The organism is Achromobacter sp. MYb9, from assembly GCF_002975275.1.
Classification (GTDB): domain Bacteria; phylum Pseudomonadota; class Gammaproteobacteria; order Burkholderiales; family Burkholderiaceae_B; genus Achromobacter.
The window spans coordinates 810,563-827,648 of the sequence record NZ_PCOQ01000001.1; the positions used below are offsets into that span (position 1 = coordinate 810,563).

15 protein-coding genes are annotated in these 17,086 nt (G+C 66.3%); 12 read left to right on the forward strand and 3 right to left on the reverse strand.

Going from position 1 to position 17,086, the window contains the following annotated elements:
* Positions 1-210 precede the first annotated feature (210 nt).
* Positions 211-1,110 (reverse strand): LysR family transcriptional regulator, encoded by a 900-nt coding sequence (locus CQ050_RS03690; protein ID WP_105555443.1) that lies wholly within the window; start codon positions 1,108-1,110, stop codon positions 211-213.
* Positions 1,111-1,287: 177 nt separating this feature from the next.
* On the opposite strand from CQ050_RS03690, the gene CQ050_RS03695 reads away from it, so the two are divergent.
* From CQ050_RS03695 to CQ050_RS03705, 3 genes are read left to right on the forward strand one after another with little or no spacing between them, the layout of a single operon-like run.
* Positions 1,288-2,202: an SDR family NAD(P)-dependent oxidoreductase gene (locus CQ050_RS03695; RefSeq protein WP_105555444.1), complete on the forward strand. Its 915-nt coding sequence runs from the start codon at positions 1,288-1,290 to the stop codon at positions 2,200-2,202.
* Between the two features lie 7 nt (positions 2,203-2,209).
* Entirely contained in the window at positions 2,210-3,070 is an 861-nt protein-coding gene (locus CQ050_RS03700) for a MaoC/PaaZ C-terminal domain-containing protein (RefSeq protein WP_105555445.1), read from the forward strand.
* Complete coding sequence (locus CQ050_RS03705; protein ID WP_105555446.1) at positions 3,067-4,302, forward strand: CaiB/BaiF CoA-transferase family protein; 1,236 nt, start codon at positions 3,067-3,069, stop codon at positions 4,300-4,302. The genes CQ050_RS03700 and CQ050_RS03705 overlap by 4 nt, the downstream gene beginning before the upstream one ends.
* Positions 4,303-4,403: 101 nt before the next feature.
* On the opposite strand, the gene CQ050_RS03710 is transcribed toward CQ050_RS03705, so the two are convergent.
* Entirely contained in the window at positions 4,404-5,927 is a 1,524-nt protein-coding gene (locus CQ050_RS03710; RefSeq protein ID WP_105555586.1) for a fumarate hydratase, read from the reverse strand.
* Positions 5,928-6,047: 120 nt separating this feature from the next.
* Positions 6,048-6,815: a crotonase/enoyl-CoA hydratase family protein gene (locus CQ050_RS03715; protein WP_105555447.1), complete on the reverse strand. Its 768-nt coding sequence runs from the start codon at positions 6,813-6,815 to the stop codon at positions 6,048-6,050.
* Positions 6,816-7,159: 344 nt separating this feature from the next.
* On the opposite strand from CQ050_RS03715, the gene hisD reads away from it, so the two are divergent.
* From hisD to CQ050_RS03760, 9 genes are all read left to right on the forward strand, one after another.
* Positions 7,160-8,422, forward strand: coding sequence for a histidinol dehydrogenase (gene hisD / locus CQ050_RS03720; protein WP_105555448.1), 1,263 nt, complete (start codon positions 7,160-7,162; stop codon positions 8,420-8,422).
* A gap of 70 nt (positions 8,423-8,492) precedes the next feature.
* On the forward strand, positions 8,493-9,467 hold the full coding sequence (locus tag CQ050_RS03725) for a tripartite tricarboxylate transporter substrate binding protein (protein ID WP_105555449.1): 975 nt from the start codon (positions 8,493-8,495) through the stop codon (positions 9,465-9,467).
* Positions 9,468-9,507: 40 nt separating this feature from the next.
* Positions 9,508-11,016 (forward strand): M81 family metallopeptidase, encoded by a 1,509-nt coding sequence (locus CQ050_RS03730; RefSeq protein ID WP_105555450.1) that lies wholly within the window; start codon positions 9,508-9,510, stop codon positions 11,014-11,016.
* A 70-nt stretch (positions 11,017-11,086) separates the two neighbouring features.
* On the forward strand, positions 11,087-11,635 hold the full coding sequence (locus CQ050_RS03735) for a cupin domain-containing protein (protein WP_105555451.1): 549 nt from the start codon (positions 11,087-11,089) through the stop codon (positions 11,633-11,635).
* 95 nt (positions 11,636-11,730) lie between these two features.
* Positions 11,731-12,639 (forward strand): glycine--tRNA ligase subunit alpha, encoded by a 909-nt coding sequence (gene glyQ / locus CQ050_RS03740; protein ID WP_199196721.1) that lies wholly within the window; start codon positions 11,731-11,733, stop codon positions 12,637-12,639.
* On the forward strand, positions 12,640-14,778 hold the full coding sequence (glyS, locus tag CQ050_RS03745) for a glycine--tRNA ligase subunit beta (protein WP_105555453.1): 2,139 nt from the start codon (positions 12,640-12,642) through the stop codon (positions 14,776-14,778).
* The gene (gmhB, locus tag CQ050_RS03750; protein WP_105555454.1) at positions 14,775-15,314 is read left to right on the forward strand and encodes a D-glycero-beta-D-manno-heptose 1,7-bisphosphate 7-phosphatase; all 540 of its coding nucleotides are present in this window, start codon (positions 14,775-14,777) and stop codon (positions 15,312-15,314) included. The genes glyS and gmhB overlap by 4 nt, the downstream gene beginning before the upstream one ends.
* A gap of 4 nt (positions 15,315-15,318) precedes the next feature.
* Positions 15,319-16,041, forward strand: a complete 723-nt coding sequence (locus CQ050_RS03755) for a 1-acyl-sn-glycerol-3-phosphate acyltransferase (RefSeq protein ID WP_105555455.1) — start codon at positions 15,319-15,321, stop codon at positions 16,039-16,041.
* Positions 16,034-17,074 carry a M48 family metallopeptidase gene (locus CQ050_RS03760; RefSeq protein WP_199196722.1) on the forward strand — a complete coding sequence of 347 codons (1,041 nt, stop codon included), beginning with the start codon at positions 16,034-16,036 and terminating at the stop codon, positions 17,072-17,074. The genes CQ050_RS03755 and CQ050_RS03760 overlap by 8 nt, the downstream gene beginning before the upstream one ends.
* The last annotated feature ends 12 nt before the right edge of the window (positions 17,075-17,086 follow it).

The following is a 17,086-nucleotide window of genomic DNA, read 5'->3' on the forward strand; positions in this document are numbered from 1 at the left end:
ACGGTCAAGCTTCAAGAACTGCTGCCCGCCGCTCTTATTTATTATTTTCCGGCCGCGCCAAATCGCCGCTACACATTTTCAAAAGCCCCTCTTTCGCACGGGCAGGAAAGTTCGGTCAGCGGACACGATCTACCTCGGGACGATGCGCGGATGCGACACCCGGCCTAGGGAAAACGGAGCAGGCGCCGGCATGGCCGCCCGCTGCTGCGTTCATTGCCCGCGCGCGGCGCGCTGCACGTGTTCGATGAAGCACTCGGCGAAGCTGGGCAGATCGCGGCCGCGCTGGCGGCACAGCAGACGGTCGCGCAGCGCCCAAGGGTCTTCCAGTTTCAGCACGTGCAGCGAATCGGGCCGGCTGTAGCGCGCCGCGCAGGCGCGCGGCACGACGGCGATGCCCGCGCCCGCTTCCACCATGCGGCACACCGCTTCGAAGCTGCCCACGTGCACGCGCTGGCAAATGCGCTTGCCCAGGCCGCTGGCGATGTCTTCCAGGAAGGTCTGGATGGCGCTGTCGGGGTGAATACCGACGAATTGATAGGCATCGACCAGGTCCGCGAAATGGGCCGACTTGGAGGCTGCCAGCGGATGGTCCAACGACGTCACCACGGTGAGTTCGTCGCGAAACAGCGGCGTGACGTCCAGCCCTTCCACATCGATGTTGCCGGCCACCAGGCCAAGATCGCCGGCGCCCGCGCGGATCGCGATGACGATGTCCCCGGATATCTTCTCTTCGAGCTCGACGTCCACGTCAGGGTTTTCCGCAAGGAACGTGGACAGGGCATCCGCCAGAAACGAGTTCGTGGCGGTTGTGTTGGCCAGCAATCTCAAGCGTCCCTTTAACCCGCTGGCATAGGGCTGCAGATCGGCGTTCAGGCATTCCAGTTGCCGGAAGACGGCGTTGGCGTGCTTCAGCAGCACCTCGCCCGCCGGCGTCAGCGCGACGCCGGTCGCCAGGCGCACCAGCAGGCGCGCCTTGAAGGCTTCTTCCATGTGCTTGACCCGCGCGCTTGCCGCCGGCAATGACAGGAACGTGCGTTCCGCGGCCCGGGTCAAATTGAGTGTTTCCCCTACGTTCACAAACAAACGCAGGTCAGTCAAATCATGTCTCATGTTCCACCACGCAGAAGGGGGGCATTTCTAATTTTGAATTCTTCGAATGCCGGGTCGAATCTACCATGCACCATGGCCTGTTAACACTAACAGGCCGCGGTCCCGCGAACCATATCGGTTGATGCGGAACTGTTTTCCACAGGCGGTGCATGCGCCGCAGCACAGGAGTCACAGGCTATGAGCGGCATGGTTTCCGGAAAGGTAGTGGTCGTCACGGGCGCGGGCGGCGGCATCGGGCGCAGCATTGCGCTGGCGATGGCGCAGGCGGGCGCCAAGGTCGTCGTGAACGACATCGGCGTGTCGCTGACCGGCGAAGGCGGCGCGGAAGGGCCGGCGCAAGCGGTCGTGAAAGAGATCATCTCGGCCGGCGGCCAGGCCGTCGCCAACACGGACAGCGTTGCCGCCTACGACAGCGCAAGCCGCGTGGTGCAGACCGCGATCGACGCGTTCGGCCGCATTGATGCGGTGATCAACAACGCGGGCAATCTGCGCGACCGCGTTTTCCACAAAATGAGCGAAGAAGAATGGCGCCAGGTGATCGACGTGCACCTGAATGGCTCGTTCTTCATGAGCCGCGCGGCAGCGCCTTATTTCCGCGAACAGGAATCGGGCGCCTTCGTGCACATGACGTCCACGTCCGGCCTGATCGGCAACTTCGGCCAGGCCAACTACGCGGCCGCCAAGCTCGGCATCGTGGCCCTGTCCAAGTCCATTGCGCTGGACATGGCGCGTTACCACGTGCGGTCCAACTGCATCGCCCCGTTCGCCTGGAGCCGCATGACGAGTTCCATCCCGGCGGAAACCGACGAAGAGAAGGCCCGTGTTGAAAAGCTGAAGAAGATGGAAGCTGGCAAGGTCGCGCCGATGGCCGTCTACCTGGCGAGCGATGCGGCCAGCGAAATCACCGCCCAGATCTTCGCCGTGCGTGCCAACGAAATCATGCTGATGAGCCAGCCGCGACCGCTGCGCACGGTGCACAACAGCGAAGGGTGGACGCCGGAGCGCATCGCCGAGATCGCCGTGCCGGCCATGCGTAAACACTTCTACGCCCTGGAGCGCTCGCCCGACGTCATCGACTGGGACCCCATCTGAGACCGCCATGCCCCTGGATTACGCGACCGTGAAAAACTGGCGCTTTGACGATGTACGTCAGCGCTACGAGCAGAAAGACACCATGCTGTATGCCCTGGGCATCGGCCTGGGCCAGGACCCCGAAGACGCTGGCCAATTGCGCTACGTGTACGAAAAGGACTTACAGGCCTTCCCCACGATGAGCGTGGTGCTGGGTTATCCCGGCTTCTGGGTGCAGGACCCGCGCGCCGGCATCGACTGGGTCAAGGTCGTGCACGGCGAGCAGCGTCTGACGATGCATGCGCCGTTGCCGACATCGGGCGTGGTCATCGGCAAGAGCCGCAACACGCATGTGATCGACAAGGGCGCGGACAAGGGCGCCATCGTCATTACCGAGCGCACGCTGCATGATGAAAGCGGCGCCTGCCTGGCTACCCTGCGGCAAAGCACCTTTTGCCGCGGCGACGGCGGCTTCGGCCAGGGCGACGCCAGCCCCGAGGCCCTGCCCGCCGTGCCGGACGGCAAGCCGGACCTGCAATGCGAACTGCGCGTCCCGCCCAGCGCCGCCTTGCTCTATCGCCTGAACGCCGACCGCAACCCGCTGCACGCCGACCCCGAGGTCGCGCGCCAGGCGGGTTATCCACGGCCCATCCTGCACGGCCTGTGTTCGTACGGCGTGGCGGCGCATGCCATCGTCAAAAGCTGCTGCGGCTACGATGCGTCGCGCCTGGCCAGCCTGAACACCCGCTTTTCGGCGCCCGTGTATCCCGGCGAGACCCTGCAATGCGACATCTGGCACATGCCGGACGGACAGATCCGCTTTCAGGTGCGAGCGCGCGAACGCGATCTCGTCGTCATGAGCCACGGCACCGCGACGGTGCAATCATGACGCGCCCGCCCGCGCTTGACGGCATCCGCGTGCTTGATCTGTCGCGCATCCTGGCCGGCCCCTGGTGCACGCAGAACCTGGCTGATCTGGGTGCCGACGTCATCAAGATCGAACGCCCCCACGTCGGCGACGACACCCGCGCCTGGGGGCCGCCGTATCTGAAGGACGGTAACGGCCAGGACACCAACGAATCCGCCTATTACCTCAGCGCCAACCGCAACAAGCGGTCGGTCGAAGCCGACATGGCCACGTCCGAAGGCGCGGCGCTGATCCGCGAGTTGGCGGCGGCAAGCGACATCCTGGTCGAGAACTTCAAGGTGGGTGGCCTGGCCAAGTACGGCCTGGACTACGACAGCCTGAAAGCCATCAACCCACGCCTGATCTATTGCTCGGTCACCGGCTTCGGCCAGGACGGCCCCTTTGCGCAACGGCCCGGCTACGACTTCATGATCCAGGGCATGGGCGGGCTGATGAGCATCACCGGCGAGCGCGACGATCTGCCTGGCGGCGGACCGCAAAAGGCCGGCGTGGCGGTGACGGACATCGTGACGGGCATGTACGCCACCGTCGCAATCCTGGCGGCCTTGCAGGAACGCCATCGCAGCGGGCTGGGGCAGCACCTGGACATCGCGCTGCTGGACAGCCACGTGGCGCTGCTGGCCAACCAGAACTCCAACTACTTCAATTCCGGCGTGGCGCCCAAGCGCGCCGGCAACGCGCACCAGAACGTGGTGCCGTACCAGGTGTTCGCCGCCCGCGACGGCCACTTGATCGTGGCCACCGGCAACGAATCGCAGTACCGCGCCTATTGCCGCGCCATCGGCGTGCCCGAGCTGGGCGACGACCCGCGCTTCGCCACCAACCGGCTGCGCGTGACGAATCGCGAAGTCCTGATCGCCATCCTGACGGAGATCATGCTGCAAGGCCGCCGCGATGACTGGATCGCCAAGCTGGAAGCGGTGGGCGTGCCGTGCGGCCCCATCAACGACATCGCGCAGGCGTTCGCGCATCCGCAGGCGCAGGCCAGGCAGTTGCGCCGCGACCTGCCGCATCCCGCCGGCGGCATGGCGCCGGTTACCGCCAGCCCGCTGCGGTTTTCGGCGTCGCCCGTCGTCTATCGCCGCGCGCCGCCCTTGCTGGGCGAGCACACCGAGGAAGTGCTGCGCGAGGTGTTGGGTAAATCGGCCGACGCCATCGCGGCATTCAAGGCGGCCACCGCGAAGACGCCGTAAGGCGACGGGCGTGGCGCGCAACGTCCTGCAGGCGCCGCAACCGCAATAGGAAAAAAAAAACGGCCGCTGGATGTCAGCGGCCGTCTTCGTGTCGCGCGTGCTTACGCCACGGCGACCGGGATCTTGCCGATCTTGGCCTGCCATTCCTTGGGACCCGTCGTGTGGACCGAGGTGCCCTGGGCGTCCACCGCCACGGTCACCGGCATGTCCTTCACGTCGAACTCATAGATGGCTTCCATGCCCAGGTCGGCAAAACCCAGCACCTTGGCGCCGCGGATCGCCTTGGACACGAGATACGCCGCGCCGCCCACGGCCATCAGGTAGGCCGAGCCGTGCTTCTTGATCGCTTCGATGGCGACCGGGCCGCGTTCCGACTTGCCGATCATCGAGATCAGGCCGGTCTTCTCCAGCATCATGTCGGTGAACTTGTCCATGCGGGTGGCAGTCGTGGGGCCGGCGGGGCCGACCACTTCGTCGCCCACCGGATCCACCGGGCCCACGTAATAGATCACGCGGTTGGTGAAGTCCACCGGCAGCGGCTCACCCTTGGCCAGCATGTCCTGTATGCGCTTGTGCGCGGCATCGCGGCCGGTCAGCATCTTGCCCGACAGCAGCAGGGTCTGGCCCGGCTTCCAGCTGGCGACTTCTTCCTTCGTCAGCGTGTTCAGGTCGACTTGCTTGGACTTGTTGTAGTCAGGCGCCCAGTGCACTTCCGGCCATTCCGACAGCGACGGCGGATCCAGGCGCGCGGGGCCCGAGCCGTCCAATTCGAAGTGCGCGTGGCGCGTGGCGGCGCAGTTCGGAATCATCGCGACCGGCTTGGAGGCGGCGTGCGTCGGGAAGGTGCTGATCTTGACGTCCAGCACGGTCGTCAGACCGCCCAGGCCTTGCGCGCCGATGCCCAGCGCGTTGACCTTTTCGTAGAGTTCGATGCGCAGTTCTTCCAGCTTGTTCTGCGGGCCGCGGGCCAGCAGTTCGTACATGTCGATGTCTTCCATCAACGACTGCTTGGCCATCAGCATGGCCTTTTCAGCGGTGCCGCCGACGCCGATGCCGAGCATGCCCGGCGGGCACCAGCCGGCGCCCATCGTCGGAACGATCTTCAGCACCCAGTCCACCAGCGAATCGCTGGGGTTCAGCATGGCGAACTTGGTCTTGTTTTCCGAACCGCCGCCCTTGGAAGCGATTTGCACGTCGACCTTGTCGCCCTGGACAAGTTCGACGTGCAGGATACAGGGCGTGTTGTCGCGCGTGTTCTTGCGCGCGAACAGCGGATCGTCCAGCACCGAGGCGCGCAGCGGATTGTCCGGGTTCAGGTAGCCGCGGCGCACGCCTTCATCACAGAGTTCCTGCAGGGTGCGCTTGGTGTCGAAGCGCACGCTCATGCCGATCTTCAGGAAGACGTTGACGATGCCGGTGTCCTGGCACAACGGGCGCTTGCCTTCGGCGCACATGCGCGAATTGGTCAGGATCTGCGCCATCGCGTCGCGCGCGGCGAGGCTTTCCTCGCGCTCGTAGGCGCGCGCCAGATGGCGGATGTAATCCACGGGGTGGTAATAGCTGATGAACTGGATGCCATCGGCTATCGACTGGATAAGGTCTTCTTCTTTAATGATGACGGACATGGCGATTTGCGGGTCAAGATGGAAAACATGAAAACGCGGCTGGTAGGATGAAACCAACCACATGGGAGAACAGATCGGTGTTGCTGCCCGGCCGCCTTGAACGGCGGCCGGGAATACTCATTACTTGCCTTGCCAGACCGGCTTGCGCTTTTCGGCGAAAGCGGTGGCGCCTTCCTTGGCGTCGGCCGAAGAAAAGATGTGGGCGATCAGCGGACGTTGGCGGTCGAACATGCCTTCCTGGTCCCAATCAACGGCCTGCGACACGATGCTCTTGGCGGTCTGCACTGCCATCGGACCGTTTTCAACGATGGCGCGCGCCAGTTCCAGCGCGCCGGCCAGGGCGCCACCCGGTTCGGTCAGGCGGTTGACCAGGCCAAACGAGTAGGCGCGTTCGGCGGTCAGCATTTCGCCCGTCAGGATCACTTCCATGGCGATGTGGTACGGCAGGCGGCGCGGCAGGCGCAGCATGCCGCCAGCGCCGGCCACCAGGCCGCGCTTGACTTCGGGCAGGCCGAACTTGGCGTTGCTGGCGGCCACGATCAGGTCCGAGGCCAGGGCCATTTCGCAACCGCCGGCCAGGGCATAGCCTTCAACGGCGGCAATCAGCGGCTTCTTGGGCGGCTTTTCGTTCAGGCCCGCGAAACCGCGGCCATCCACGTACGGACGCTGTCCCGATTTAGCAAACGCCTTCAGATCCATGCCCGACGAGAACGTGCCGCCGCCCCCCGTCAGGATGCCGATGCGGATGTCGTCGCGGCTATCCAGCTGGTCCAGCGCGGCAGCCATGGCTTGGGCGGTTTCCAGGTTGATGGCGTTCTTGGCTTCGGGGCGGTTGATCGTGATGATCTGGATGCCGTCGGTGACTTCCACCGTGATCAGGTCTGACATGAGGCTGCTCCTTCCGGGAATTCTCGGAATTGCGGGTGTTAATCGGGTTCCGGGTTTTATATAAGACTTGGGACTCAACCTGGAATCATACGACCATTGGGCGGCGGGCGCTGCCGCACCCCCTGATCAGTATATTCACCAGCCCCGCCGCCCCACAGCGCGCCGCAGCGGGCCCCGCCCCCCGGGGATCGCGCCATCGCGCGGGCGTTCAGCCCGGCGGCGCGCCCATGGAAACGGCCGCGCCGGTCAATATAGTTACCACCCCACCGCAGGCATGAAACAAGACCCGGGGCCGCTCTTATAGTGGCCTTCACCCGCAACGCTTCCCTCACGAAGAGCCTTCCATGCCCGCAACAACCCAACTGAACTACATCAAGTCGCCCGCTGCCCGCGCCGAGGATAGCGCCAGCGCCATCGAGGATACGGTGCGCGAGATCATTGCGCAGGTACGCGCCCGCGGCGATGCCGCGGTCCGTGAGTACTCCGTGAAATTCGACGGCAAGGACACGCCGGCGCTGGAGGTCTCGCTTGAAGCCCGGCTGCAGGCCGTCGCCGATCTGGACGAACAGACCCGCCAGGACACCGAGTTCGCCATCGAGCGCGTGCGCGCCTTTGCCCAGGCCCAGCTGGCGACAGTCCTGCCCCTGGAAATCGAGACGCTGCCCGGACTGCACCTGGGGCATCGCGTCATTCCGGTGCAGCGCATCGGGGCCTACGTGCCCGGCGGCCGGTATCCGATCCTGTCGGCGCCCGTCATGACGATCGTCCCCGCCAAGGTCGCGGGCTGCGATGAAGTCATCGCCTGCCTGCCGCCGGGTGCCCACCCGGCAATGATCGCGGGCTGCCACCTGTCGGGCGCCGACCGCATCTTCCTGGTCGGCGGCGCCCAGGCCATCGCCGCCATGGCCTGCGGCACCGAATCCATTCCTGCGGTGGACAAGATCGTCGGCCCGGGCAACGCCTACGTCAACGAGGCCAAGCGGCAGGTATTTGGCGAAGTGGGTATAGACCAACTGGCGGGCCCGAGCGAGATCTTCGTGGTCGCCGACGAGACCGGTGATCCGGAAATGATTGCCACGGACCTGTTGGCCCAGGCGGAACACGACGTACGCACCCGGGTCGGGCTGATCACCACCAGCGAGCAGCTGGGTCGCGACACCCTGCGCGCCGTCGAGCGCCAACTGGCGGACCTGCCCACCGCCCCCGTGGCGGCGCGTGCCTGGGCCGACTATGGCGAGATCGTGCTGTGCGCGGACGAGGCCGAGATGCTGGCCTACTCCGACTTCGTGGCTGCCGAACACCTGCAGGTCCATACGCGCGATCCGCATGCCACGGCCGCCAAGCTGCGCAACTACGGCTCGCTGTTCATCGGCACGCTGGCCAGTGTGGTGTATTCGGACAAATGCTGCGGCACGAACCACACCCTGCCCACGATGCGGGCGGGCCGGTACACCGGGGGACTCTGGGTCGGGTCGTTCCTGAAGATCTGCACGCATCAATGGCTCGATTCGCGCGGCGTGGCCGCGGTGGCGCCCCCGGCTGAACGCCAGAGCCGCACCGAAGGCATGGAAGGACACCGCCGCGCCGCCGCGCTGCGCATGGGTTGAACCCAGGCGCCGCCTGGCTGGACGGCCGGCGGCGGCCCGTTCCAATAAATCGTCCAACAGGGGAAAAACAATGAAACTCGGCATCATCTTCAGCGCGCTGGCGCTCGTGGGCGCCAGCCTGGCGACGCCCGCACAGGCCCAGAAATCCTATCCATCGCGGCCGATCAAGCTGGTCGTGCCTTTCCCGCCCGGCGGCACCACCGACGTGCTCGCGCGCACCATCGCCGACCCGTTGGGCAAATTGCTCAAGCAGACGGTCGTCGTCGAAAACCGCAACGGCGCGGCCGGCCGGATCGGCAGCGAATACGTGATCCGCGCCGACCCCGACGGTTACACCCTCGGCATCGCCACGGTCAGTTCGCACGCGGTGACCCCGGTGGTCTACGACAATATCTCCTACGACGTAACGCGCGATCTGGCCCCGATCACCAAGCTCGCGTCGGTGCCCAATGTGCTGACCATCGGACCGGCGGTGCCCGCCAACGACATGGCCTCCTTCGTCAAGCTGCTCAAGAGCAAGCCCAACGCCTACACCTATGGCTCGGCCGGCGCCGGTTCCGAGTCCAACATGATGGGCGAGCTGTTCAAGCTAAGCACGGGCACCGAGATGATGCATGTGCCGTATCGGGGCGCAAGCCCCGCGCTGCAGGATGCCCTGGGCGGCCAGATCGCCGCCGTATTCGACAATCTGCCTTCGTCACTGCCCTTCATCCGCAGCGGCGACTTGAAAGCGCTGGCGGTCGCCTATCCGCAGCGCATCGAGGCCCTGCCCGATGTGCCGACGTTTGCCGAGGCGGGTATCCCCGAGGTCAACGATGCATCGTGGTTTGGCCTGGTTGCGCCCAAGAACACGCCGCCCGCCATCGTGCAGCAGCTCTATCAGGCCGTCGCCCAGGTTCTTGCCATGCCGGACGTGAAGGAAAAGCTGGCGGGATTCTCCGCGGTGCCGGTGGGCAATCCGCCCGCGGAGTTCGCTGCCCAGCTCAAGGCCGAGATCGATAAGCAGCGCGCGACGGCGCAACGCGCCAATATCAGCCTCAAGTAGATCCTCGGGCCGCGAAGGCCCACCATTCGGAGACAGACACATGCCTGCCCGCTACCGCATCCTGGTGGGTCAACTCTTCCAGGAAACGCACGGCTTCACCCCGGTGACCACTCCCTTGTCGGCATTCGAGATCGAGCGGGGCCAGGCCATGCTGAGCGCCAATGCCGGCGCCGACTCGGTGCTGGGAGGCATCCTGCGCACGCTGCAGGCCCAGGGCTGCGAAGCCGTTCCCACGCTCGCCGCGCGCGCCCGGCCCGGCGGCCGGGTCGAGGACAGCGCCTACGCGGTGCTGCGGCAAGGCATCCTGGAAGCGGCGGCTGCAGGCGGTTTCGACGCAATCGCCCTATGCCTGCACGGATGCATGCAGACCGTCAGCCTGGACAGCGCCGAAGCGGATCTGCTGGCGGGCCTGCGCGCCATCGTCGAGCCCGACATGCCGATCGTCGCGGGGTTCGACCTGCATGCCCATGCCGTGCCCGCCCTGCTGGGCCAGCTGGACTTTGCCTCGGCCTACAAGACCAATCCGCATGCCGATGCCGCCGAGACGGGCTTGCGGGTGGCCGGGCAGTTGCTGCACATGCTGGACACAGGCCAGCGCCCGGCGGGAATCAGCGTGCTGGTGCCGATGCTGACCCGGGGCAACGACGAAACCTCGCACGGCCCGCTTGCGCAGCTGCACGCGCGGGCGCTGGCCGCCGTGCGGGCCGGCGCCGGCATCCTGGACGTCTCCCTCTTCAACGTGAATCCTTTCATCGACGGCGCCGGCGTCGGACAGACCGTCCTGGCGTATGCTCGGACCGCCGCCGACCTGCCGCGGACGCGGGCGCTCGCCACGGAGCTTGCCCAGGCGCTGTGGGACGGGCGCGACGACTACGTCCATGACCTGCCGGACACCGACGCGCTGCTTGAACGCCACGCGCGGTCTTCCCGCAGGCTGATCGTCGGCGACTTCGGCGACCGTGTGCTGGCGGGCGGCCCGGGTGACAGCCTGCACGTGCTCCAGCGCGCCCTCGCCCTGACGCCCGGGCGCATCGCCGCCATCGTCACCGACCCCGAGGCATTGCGTGTGTGCCAGCAGGCAGGCGCCGGCGCCCTGGTCAACTTGCAGGCCGGTGGCCGCTACAGCACGGATTGCCAGCCCCTGGCCGTGTCGGGGCACGTCGCCGCCCTGGGCGACGGCACCTTCCGCAACCGCGGCGCGTTCATGCGCGGCGCCACGCTGCGGCTGGGTCCCCACGCAGTGCTCCGCAATGAACGCTACGACCTGCTGATCACGCAAGACGCCGTCATGTCGCAGGACCCCGGCTGTTACCTGGATGCCGGCATCGACCTGGATGCCGTGGACCTGATCGTGGTGAAGTCCGGCTATCACTTCAAGCTGGCCTTCGCCGACATGGGCGATTGCGCCTGCGCCGAAACGCCCGGGCTGACCGGCTACCATCCCGAACGGCTGCCCTTTGACCTGGCCCGGCCACTCTATCCCCTGGACACCCCAGCGTACCGTCCCCAAATTATTGAACTGCGCCCGCCACGGGCGGCTCGCGGGTGAGCGTCGCCCGTGTATCCTGCATGGCGGAACGACCGCCGGTCCGGTGACCGGTCCGCCAGGAGGAGACACGATGCCGAGAATCGGGGCAGACATCAGGGAATTACGCCGCCGCCGCGGCCTGGGCATACGTGAAGTCGCCCAGCGCTCGGGCGTATCGCATGCATCGATCTCGCTGATCGAGCGCGACAAGATCAGTCCGTCGCTGGACACGCTGGCGGCGGTACTGGACGCCTTGGGCACCACCATCGTCGGATTTTTTTCAAATAGCCGGCTGCTGGTGGCCGAATCGCCCTTCTATACGCCCGAGGATCTGCCCGAGATCGGCAACCCAAACGCCATTTCCTACCGCATGATCGGGGGCCGTTTCGCCAATCGGGCCATGCTCATGATGCAGGAACGCTACCTGCCGGGCGCCGACACCGGGGAACTGTTCAGCCACCCGGCCCAGGAAGCCGGGCTGGTGCTGGCCGGCGCGGTGGAAGTCACCGTGGGGGACAAGACCCGCGTGCTGCAAACCGGCGACTCCTACTACTTCGACAGCCGGGTTCCCCACCGCTTTCGCAACGTCCACGACGGCCCCAGCGAAATCGTCAGCGCGGTCACGCCCCCTACCTACTAGCCCGCTTCGGGACGCGCCGCCCGGCGCCAGTTAAAATGCCAGGTTTCCCACGCCCACGGCAAGCCTTGCTCGGGCGACCGAATTCCAAGAATCCTATGCTCACCTTTCAGCAAATCATCCTTACGCTCCAGGAATACTGGGACAAGCAGGGTTGCGCCCTGCTGCAACCCTACGACATGGAAGTCGGCGCCGGCACCTCGCACACGGCCACATTCCTGCGCGCGATCGGCCCGGAGCCGTGGCGCGCCGCCTATGTCCAGCCGTCGCGCCGCCCCAAGGATGGCCGCTATGGCGAAAACCCCAACCGCCTGCAGCACTATTATCAGTACCAGGTCGTGCTGAAGCCGGCGCCCCCGGAAATCCTGGACCTGTACATCGGTTCGCTGAAAGCGCTGGGCATCGACCCGACGCAGCACGACATCCGTTTCGTCGAAGACGACTGGGAAAATCCCACGCTGGGCGCCTGGGGCCTGGGCTGGGAAGTCTGGTTGAACGGCATGGAAGTCACGCAGTTCACCTACTTCCAGCAAGTGGGCGGCCTGGACTGCACGCCGACCACGGGTGAAATCACCTACGGCCTGGAACGTCTGGCCATGTACCTGCAAGACGTGCAAAGCGTGTACGACCTGGTCTGGACGGAAGGCGCCAACGGCAACCGCGTGCTGTACCGCGACGTGTTCCACCAGAACGAAGTAGAGCAGTCCACCTACAACTTCGAACACTCGTCGGCCGACATGCTGTTCGCGCACTTCAACGACTATGAAGCCGAGGCCCGCCGCCTGATGGAAGTGCCGCTGGCGCTGCCGGCCTACGAGGCCGCCCTGAAGGCCGCGCACACCTTCAACATGCTGGACGCGCGTGGCGCGATCAGCGTCACCGAGCGCGCCGCCTACATTGGCCGCATCCGCAACCTGTCGCGCACCGTCGCGCAGGCTTATTTCGATTCCCGCGAACGACTGGGCTTTCCCATGCTGCGCCGCAACCAGGCCGGGGAGGCTGCATAAATGACGACGAACATCCGCCCGCTGCTGGTCGAACTGCTGACCGAAGAACTTCCGCCCAAGGCCCTGCAAAAGTTGGGACAAGCCTACGCCGAAGGCGTGCGCGCCACGCTGGAGCGCCACGGCCTGTTGGCCGACGGCTGCGCCGTGACCGCGTATTCCACGCCGCGCCGCCTGGCCGTGCACCTGTCCGCCGTGCTGGCGCAGGCGCCCGACCAGCCTTACGCCGAAAAGCTGATGCCCGTGAAGATCGGCCTGACCGCCGACGGCCAGGCCACGCCGGCGCTGCAGAAAAAACTGGCCGCCAAGGGCCTCGAGAACATTGACCCGGCCACGCTGGACCGCGAATCCGACGGCAAGCAAGACTATCTGGTCGCCCGCGGCACCGCCGCCGGCGCACAACTGGCCACGGGCTTGCAGGAAGGCATCGACACGGCGCTCAATAGCCTGCCGATTCCGAAGGTCATGCGCTACCAATTGGCCGACGGCGTCACCACCGTCAAGTTCGTGCGCCCCGCGCACGGCCTGGTCGCCCTGTTCGGCGCGGACGTCGTGCCGGTGTCCGCGCTGGGCCTCACCGCCGGCCGCGACACGCTGGGCCACCGCTTCATGAGCAACGGCCCGGTGTCGTTCGCCGATGCCGATTCCTACGCCGCCACCCTGGCTGAAAAGGGCCGCGTCGTGGCGTCCTTCGAAGGCCGCCGCGACGAGATCCAGCGCCAGTTGCTGGACCACGCCGGCCGCCTGTCCGCCACGCTGGGCGACGACCCTGAAGTTGCCGCGCTGCTGGACGAAGTGACCGCGCTGGTCGAACACCCCACCGTTTACGTGGGCCAGTTCGAAGAGCAGTTCCTGCAAGTGCCGCAGGAATGCCTGATCCTGACCATGCGGTTGAACCAGAAGTACTTCCCGCTGTTCGACCCGGCCACCGGCCGCCTGACGCACCGCTTCCTGATCGTGAGCAACATGCACACGGACAACCCGGTGAACATCGTCGAAGGCAACCAGCGCGTGGTGCGCCCGCGTCTGGCCGATGCGCAGTTCTTCTTCGAAACCGACCGCAAGACGCCGCTGGCCGCGCGCGTCGAGCAACTGGGCTCCATCGTTTATCACAACAAGCTGGGCACCCAGCTGGAACGCGTGGAACGCGTGCGCGCCATCGCGCGCGGCGTGGCGGGCCAACTGGGCGGCGACGTCACGGCCGCCGATCGGGCCGCCATGCTGGCCAAGGCCGACCTGGGCTCGAACATGGTGGGCGAATTCCCCGAGTTGCAGGGCATCATGGGCGCGTACTACGCCGCCGGCGACGGCGAGCCCGACAGCGTCGTGCAGGCGCTGCGTGGCCAGTACCGCAACCGCTATGACTCGCCCGTCACTGAAGACACGTTGACCGCCGCCACGCTCTTCATCGCCGAACGCGTGGAAACGCTGGTCGGCATCTGGGCCATCGGCCTGGCGCCCACGGGCGAACGCGACCCCTTCGGTCTGCGCCGCGCCGCGCTGGGCCTGATCAGCGCCTTCGAACAACTGGCCGCAGGCGGCTGGCTGAAGATCAGCGAAGACGGCCCGCTGTCCCTGGACGGCCTGCTGGAGCTGGCCGCGGGCACGTTCCCGGCCGGCAAAGTCCCGTCCGACACGCTGGCTGAAGTCCGCACCTTCATCTATGAACGCTACCGCAACCAGTTGATCAACGACTTCGACCGCAATGCGGTGGAAGCCGTCATCGCGTTGACGCCGCCGCTGCATCAAGTGGCCGAACGCGTGCGCGCCGCCGCCGCCTTCGCGCAACTACCCGAAGCCGCCAGCCTGGCCGCCGCCAACAAGCGGATTGGCAACCTGCTGAAAAAAGCCGAAGGCGAGATCGGCGCGGTGAACGCCGCCGCGTTGGTCGAGCCTGCCGAAAAGGCCCTGGCCGCCGCGGTTGCCGCCCTGCGCCCGCAGGCCGAGGCCCAGCTTGCCGCCGGCGACTTCGCCGGCAGCCTCTCCACGCTGGCGCAGGCCCGCGAACCGGTGGATGCGTTCTTTGCCGACGTCATGGTCATGGCCGAAGACCCGGCCGTGCGCGCCAACCGGCTTGCCCTGCTGGGCCAGTTGCATGGCCTGATGAACCAGGTGGCAGACATTTCCAGGCTGGCACAGTGAAACTGATCATCCTAGACCGCGACGGCGTCATCAATCAGGACAGTGATGCGTTCGTCAAGAATCCCGACGAGTGGATCGCGCTGCCAGGCAGCCTGCAGGCGATCGCCCGGCTCACGCAGGCGGGTTGGAAGGTGGTGGTTGCCACCAACCAGTCGGGCCTGGCGCGCGGCTTGTTCGACATGGACACGCTGACTGCCATTCACACCAAGATGCGGCGCGAGCTGGCCGCGGTGGGCGGCAGCATCGACGCCGTGTTCCTGTGCCCGCATGGTCCCGATGACAATTGCAGCTGCCGCAAGCCGCGCCCCGGCATGTTCGAGCAGATCGGCCGTCGGTACGACATCGACCTGACCGGCGTGCCGGCCGTGGGCGACTCGCTGCGCGATTTGCAGGCCTCGTCGTCCGTCGGCTGCTCGCCCTGGCTGGTGCAGACGGGCAATGGCAAGAAGACGCTGGCCAAGGGCGGCCTGCCCGACAACACGCGTGTGTGCGAAGACCTGTCGGCCGTGGCCGACACCCTGTTGCAGGACAATTGATTCGATGGCCCGGCTACGTTCGCTGCTGTATTTTCTGTTCCTGGCCATCACGGTCATCCCTTACGCCATCCTCTGCATCCTGTGGGCGCCGCTGCCCCTGCACTGGCGCTACAAACTGACGGTGGGCTGGCCACGCCTGGCAATCTGGGGCGCCAAGGTCTTCTGCGGCATCCGCTGGCAGGTCAAGGGCTGGGAAAACCTGCCCGACGGCCCGGCCGTGATCCTCTCCAAGCACCAGTCGGCCTGGGAAACGCTGTTCTTCCCGGCCCACATGCCGCGTGAAGTGTGTTTCGTCTACAAGAAAGAGCTGCACATGGTGCCGTTCTTCGGCTGGGGCCTGGCGCTGCTGCGCATGATCGCCATCGACCGCGCGAAGGGCCGCGACGCGTTCGACCAGGTGGTCAAGCAAGGCCAGACCCGCATGGACGAAGGCCGCTGGCCCTTGCTGTTTCCCGAAGGCACGCGCGTCGCCCCAGGCAAAACGGCGCGCTTCAAGATGGGCGGCGCGCTGCTTGCCTCGCGCACCGGCGCGGTCGTCATTCCCGTGGCGCATAACGCCGGGGAGTGCTGGCGGCGCAACGCTTTCGTCAAATATCCTGGCCTCGTCACCCTATCGATCGGTCCCGCGATAGAATCCAAGGGACTCTCCCCCGATGAACTGAACCAAAAGGTACAGGAATGGATCGAAGGGGAAATGCGGCGTCTCAATCCCGAAAGGTATGTCTAGCACTGATCAGCTCGAACTCCTGTTCGACGTGCAAGAAGACGACGCGCCCCAGGGCGCGTCGCCGCTGATCGCCACGCCGAAGCCGCAAGACGCACCTCGGCCCGCCGCGCCGCGCAGCGCGCCTCCGCCTGCTGCCGCCCCGCAGCCTGCCCCCCCTCAGCCGCGTACCCCGAAGACGTTGTTCCCCGATGCGCAGACGGGTTCCGCCCCTGCAGGCGAACCGCTGCTGACGTTGTCGCCCAATGCGTCGTCCCGGGTGCCCACGCCCTGCCCCGACCCGCTGCCCCCCGGCGCGCGCTGGCGTGAAGTGCCCACGGAACATCAGCCCATCGGCTTCGTGCTGTTGCGCTCGCGCCGTCGCAGCATCGGCTTCGTGATCACCGACGACGGCCTGCGCGTCACCGCGCCCAGCTGGGTCACGCTGGCGCAGATCGATGACGCAGTGCGTGAAAAGGCGCGCTGGATCCTTGCCAAGCTGCGTGAATGGCATGCCCGCAAGCAGCAATTGGCCATGGCGCACACGCGTTGGCAGCCGGGCGGCGAACTGCCCTATCTGGGCAAGCGCATCCTGATCGGCGTGGGCGGCGATAGCCGCCAGGCCCGGCTGTCCGGCGACGCGGACGCGCCGCAAGACGGCGACACCCTCTGGCTGGCCCTGCCGTCCACGGCCGAGCAAAGCCGCATCCGCGATTCCGCGCAGGCCTGGCTGCAGCAGCGCGCCGGTGCCTGGTTCGGCGCGCGGCTGGCGCACTTCCTGCAGATCAGCGGCCTGAAGATCCGCCGCTGGCGGCTGTCGTCCGCCGCCACGCGCTGGGGCTCCTGCACCAGCGACGGCAACATCATGCTGAACTGGCGGCTGATCCATTTCGCGCCTGCCATCATCGATTACGTCATCGCGCACGAGCTCGCGCATCTGCGCGAGATGAACCACAGCCAGGACTTCTGGCGCGAGGTGGGGCATATCCTGCCCGACTTCGAAGACGCCAAGAACATCCTGCGGCGCCACGACCCTGCTTCCCTTCCGCAGTTCTAGAAGCCCCTCTGG

What these genes read in the sequence shown, in the direction of transcription:
- CQ050_RS03690 (WP_105555443.1), bottom strand. Translation starts at nt 1,110, where the DNA reads ATGAGACATGATTTGACTGACCTGCGTTTGTTTGTGAACGTAGGGGAA.
- CQ050_RS03715 (WP_105555447.1), bottom strand. Translation starts at nt 6,815, where the DNA reads ATGTCAGACCTGATCACGGTGGAAGTCACCGACGGCATCCAGATCATC.
- hisD (WP_105555448.1), top strand. Translation starts at nt 7,160, where the DNA reads ATGCCCGCAACAACCCAACTGAACTACATCAAGTCGCCCGCTGCCCGC.
- CQ050_RS03705 (WP_105555446.1), top strand. Translation starts at nt 3,067, where the DNA reads ATGACGCGCCCGCCCGCGCTTGACGGCATCCGCGTGCTTGATCTGTCG.
- glyS (WP_105555453.1), top strand. Translation starts at nt 12,640, where the DNA reads ATGACGACGAACATCCGCCCGCTGCTGGTCGAACTGCTGACCGAAGAA.
- CQ050_RS03760 (WP_199196722.1), top strand. Translation starts at nt 16,034, where the DNA reads ATGTCTAGCACTGATCAGCTCGAACTCCTGTTCGACGTGCAAGAAGAC.
- CQ050_RS03695 (WP_105555444.1), top strand. Translation starts at nt 1,288, where the DNA reads ATGAGCGGCATGGTTTCCGGAAAGGTAGTGGTCGTCACGGGCGCGGGC.
- CQ050_RS03700 (WP_105555445.1), top strand. Translation starts at nt 2,210, where the DNA reads ATGCCCCTGGATTACGCGACCGTGAAAAACTGGCGCTTTGACGATGTA.
- glyQ (WP_199196721.1), top strand. Translation starts at nt 11,731, where the DNA reads ATGCTCACCTTTCAGCAAATCATCCTTACGCTCCAGGAATACTGGGAC.
- CQ050_RS03730 (WP_105555450.1), top strand. Translation starts at nt 9,508, where the DNA reads ATGCCTGCCCGCTACCGCATCCTGGTGGGTCAACTCTTCCAGGAAACG.
- CQ050_RS03725 (WP_105555449.1), top strand. Translation starts at nt 8,493, where the DNA reads ATGAAACTCGGCATCATCTTCAGCGCGCTGGCGCTCGTGGGCGCCAGC.
- CQ050_RS03755 (WP_105555455.1), top strand. Translation starts at nt 15,319, where the DNA reads ATGGCCCGGCTACGTTCGCTGCTGTATTTTCTGTTCCTGGCCATCACG.
- CQ050_RS03735 (WP_105555451.1), top strand. Translation starts at nt 11,087, where the DNA reads ATGCCGAGAATCGGGGCAGACATCAGGGAATTACGCCGCCGCCGCGGC.
- CQ050_RS03710 (WP_105555586.1), bottom strand. Translation starts at nt 5,927, where the DNA reads ATGTCCGTCATCATTAAAGAAGAAGACCTTATCCAGTCGATAGCCGAT.